General features: G+C 43.4%; 3 protein-coding genes. 1 reads left to right on the top strand and 2 read right to left on the bottom strand.

All coding sequences use genetic code 11. The annotated features are described in order from the left end of the window. Positions 1 to 1,588 (top strand): ATP-dependent endonuclease (locus CAG69_RS02125; RefSeq protein WP_161442522.1); only part of this gene is annotated, 1,588 nt, incomplete at its 5' end. Positions 1,589 to 1,739: 151 nt separating this feature from the next. Here CAG69_RS02125 and CAG69_RS02120 read toward each other — a convergent pair. Together CAG69_RS02120 and CAG69_RS02115 are read right to left on the bottom strand one after the other, a co-directional pair. Continuing rightward, positions 1,740 to 2,222, bottom strand: a complete 483-nt coding sequence (locus CAG69_RS02120; RefSeq protein WP_005395520.1) for a DUF1097 domain-containing protein — start codon at positions 2,220 to 2,222, stop codon at positions 1,740 to 1,742. 441 nt (positions 2,223 to 2,663) lie between these two features. Beyond that, positions 2,664 to 3,569 (bottom strand): LysR substrate-binding domain-containing protein, encoded by a 906-nt coding sequence (locus CAG69_RS02115; protein WP_005395522.1) that lies wholly within the window; start codon positions 3,567 to 3,569, stop codon positions 2,664 to 2,666. Between the last annotated feature and the right edge of the window lie 163 nt (positions 3,570 to 3,732).

Here is a 3,732-nt window from a genome sequence, read left to right as displayed (position 1 = left end):
CCTTTCACTCTCTTTTGACGAACTCACTACGCTCATCGGTGAGAACACGTGGGGCAAATCATCATTGCTCGACGCCCTTTCTATCGCGCTACCTGCTAATGGCTCATTATATCAATTCGAACTAAAAGATTTTCACGTTGATTACTCAATTTCTCATCCACAAACCCAACACTTGCAGATCATTGTTTGCTTTAAAGCACAAGACAAGAACGAAGTAAAAGCTGGGCGTTATCGACGGATAAAACCTGCATGGTGCACAAACGAAGATGGTGAGCAGGTCATTTACTATCGAATTAGTGCGTCTCGCGACGAGTATGATATTAAAACTGAATACGCATTTTTGGATCATAACGGTAAGCCGAAGAAACTGCACCACTCTGAGAAACTCGCCGTAGAGTTGATGACTCTTCACCCTGTTATCCGCCTACGAGACTCCCGACGCTTCCCAGATCTAAACCACGTCAACGGCGACAGCAAAAATGCTCGGATTGAAAAACGAATCAATAACACCTGTCGACGGCTATTGGCGATGCCTGGGCACGTAAACAAGGGTGAGATTCGCAGTAGTCTCGATTCAATGCAAACACTTGTCGAACACTATTTTGCGTTCCGCAGCGTCAGCAAAGGTAACCCACGAAAACCTCGTGATGGTCTTTTTTATACGAGCCCTTCCTCTGATAAAGGATTAAGTCAATTCCTTAAGGAAACAAATGACAAACAAAGCCGTTTGCTTTTAATGGGGCTTCTCAATGCTTACCTTCAAGCAAAAGGCCCTACCGATTTAAGACGCTGCGCAAGACCGATATTGATTATCGAGGACCCTGAAGGCCGACTACATCCGACTCATCTCGCTAGAGCGTGGTCATTATTGCAGTTGTTGCCAATGCAAAAGATTTTAACTACCAACAGCGGTACGTTACTTGGCTCGGTTCCACTTTATTCAATCCGACGTTTGATTCGCTTGTCAGACCGAACCATTGCCAAGAGCTTAAACTCTGCCAAGTTTGGTAGAGATGAGTTACGCCGAATTGGTTTCCACATTCGTTTTCATCGCTCAGGGGCGTTGTTTGCACGGTGTTGGTTACTCGTAGAGGGCGAAACTGAAGTTTGGTTATTTCATGAACTGGCTCGTCAATGTGGATATGACTTAGCTGCGGAAGGAGTTCAAATCGTTGAATTTGCACAATCAGGACTGAAGTCACTGATCAAAGTAGCAAAAGAGTTCGGTATCGACTGGCATGTTGTTACCGATGGTGACCCGGCAGGTAAAAAGTACGCGCATGCCGTGAGAGCGCAACTCGATCATGATCAGGAAAGGCATAGACTTACAGAGTTACCTGATCGAGATATCGAACACTTTCTATACAATCATGGATTTGAACTTTTCTTTAAGGACATCATCAAAGTTCCTCATGATCACCCTATCCCAGCTAAAAAAGTCGTAAACCGTGTTTTGAAAAAGCATGCAAAACCGGACTTAGCTTTGGCCATTGTATCTCACTGTGAAGAGAGAGGTATGGAGTGCATTCCTGTACTTCTGCGTTGGACACTTAAGCGCGTTGTCACCATGGCAAACGGCAATACATGAGTTAGAGTATTTCACACTCACACCTTGCCTTGTAATACAAAAAAAGCACACCAAATTGGTGTGCTTGTATCAAACATCATTAATTTTGATTAAAGGTATTGAGAGGGATAAAACTCAATACACAGTGGATACAAATAAGATCGGGGGTTCACTACTGTGCTTGCTCAGCAAGTGTAGAAGAAGTAGTGCTTGATTTCGTATGTAACCAAAGTCCAGTCGCTTTCATTAGATAACCAAACACACCACCTAGCAGCAAAGATGGAATGACAAGTTGCCAGTTTCCATCAGCGGCAAATGTTGCGCAGGAACCAATAAAAGTGCCTGGAATGTACGCGAGCCAAGCCTGTTTCGCTTGAATACACATGAAAAATGCCACAATAGCGGTAATCACATAACCGATAATTTCCAAACCAACGTAAGTTGAACCGTGGATAATTACCATTGCCCAGAATACACCCGTCATATTAGTGATTAAGCTGATACCAAGTCCTTTCAATCCGCTAGTTGGCGCAGCAAAGTAGCTCGTGCAACCTAAAAAACCAGCCCAAGAAAGCAAACCTAAAGAAATGGCGATCCAACCCCATACGCCAGATAAAATTCCAGTAGTGATAGAGATAGCTAAAAGTGTCGTCATGGTAGTCGTACCTGCTTGGCTATTATCGTACCCATATGGCTCAATAACTGCCTTCATACATTGAAATCAAGGACACATGTTAGATACATCAGTCTTGCTTATCGGTGATAATGATCACAATAAGACGATAACAATTCCATGGCTTGCACTGAAAGTTTGACGCAACCGATAAATCAACAGATTTAGGGAATGAGTATTTCTAATACTAGGTAAAAAAGGATGTGTGTAGGACAGTTCCAATAGGTCACTCCAGCAAGCGAACAAGACTAGGAAGCTAATATCGGCGTGCAGAATCATGGATCACCAAGTGAGTGCATAAAAGCTCCTGAATCACGCTTGTTCTTCGAAGTTCAGTATACTGTACATAGAAATATGCCACTCCCAATTAAGCGAGTGGCATTGCTGTGCCTCTAGAGTTTATTGCGTGTATTGAGTAGTAACTTACAATACCGAAGGCTTACCTTTCATCATTCGCAGACCTTCTCGTTTAATGCAGTCGACTAGTGGGTTTTCTGCCATGTCAGCTCGCCATATAAATGAAAGTGTCCTTTCCATTTTTAGCTCGGGCACATTTAACGCAACAAGATGACCCGCTTCTATATATCGCTCTACATCTAAATACGGTAAACAAGTAAGGTACTGGCCGTTAGCAACTAAGCTGCGTAACACCGGAACGTGCTCGTACTCTCGCCACACATCCAAATCTTCAATAAGATGATGAATAGAGCTATCAAATGTTTTTCGTGTGCCAGAACCATGCTCTCTCAACACCCACTTCGCTTGTTCTAACTGCGCGAGGCTTACAGATTGATTGCGAGCAAAAGGATGATGAGAAGCAGCGACAACAGTAAGATGGTCTCGGCACCAGACTTCTTGGTGCAAACGGTTATCGTCACAACGCCCCTCGATGATCCCTAAGTCATATTTATAATCTAATACGCCATCAATAACCCCTTTTGTACTCTGCACACCAAGGGAAATACGCATTTCTGGAAAGTCATTATCAATGATACTGATAAGGTCTGGAACCAGATGCTCTGCCGGAGTTTGACTCGCGCCCATGCGAATCTCACCGCTTAACAAGTGTTGCTCATAAAAGCCCATTTCAATCTGCAGTGCGTCTTGTAATAAGCGTTTTGCTTTTGGTCGTAGCCACATACCCCAATGGGTTAACGCCATTTGCTTGCCCTGCCTCTCAAATAAAGGCCTGCCAAGCATTTTTTCTAATTGCGCAAGCGACATACTTGTCGCTGATTGTGTCAAAGCCAGTTTCTCTGCGGCCTGGCTTACACTGCCGGTATCTGCAACTGCGTCAAAAACCGCTAATTGCTTAAGTGAGTAGCGCAAAGTGTCCTCCATTATTGGTGAGTATTTTTCATACCCTCACAATCGTTAAAAACATGCCCCAATAAGCAATAGAGTTCATTTTACCTAGCCGCATAAAGTTATCAATTAATTTGATGAGGTTTCTAAATATTATCAATTTTACCTACCAAACCCTTCTCCTTAT

Origin of the sequence: Vibrio sp. V43_P6S15P86, from assembly GCF_009904725.1 — a bacterium.
Classification (GTDB): Bacteria; Pseudomonadota; Gammaproteobacteria; order Enterobacterales; family Vibrionaceae; genus Vibrio; species Vibrio diabolicus.
The sequence above is the reverse complement of the archived record's forward strand: the minus strand, read 5'-3'. Positions and strand labels throughout refer to the sequence as shown.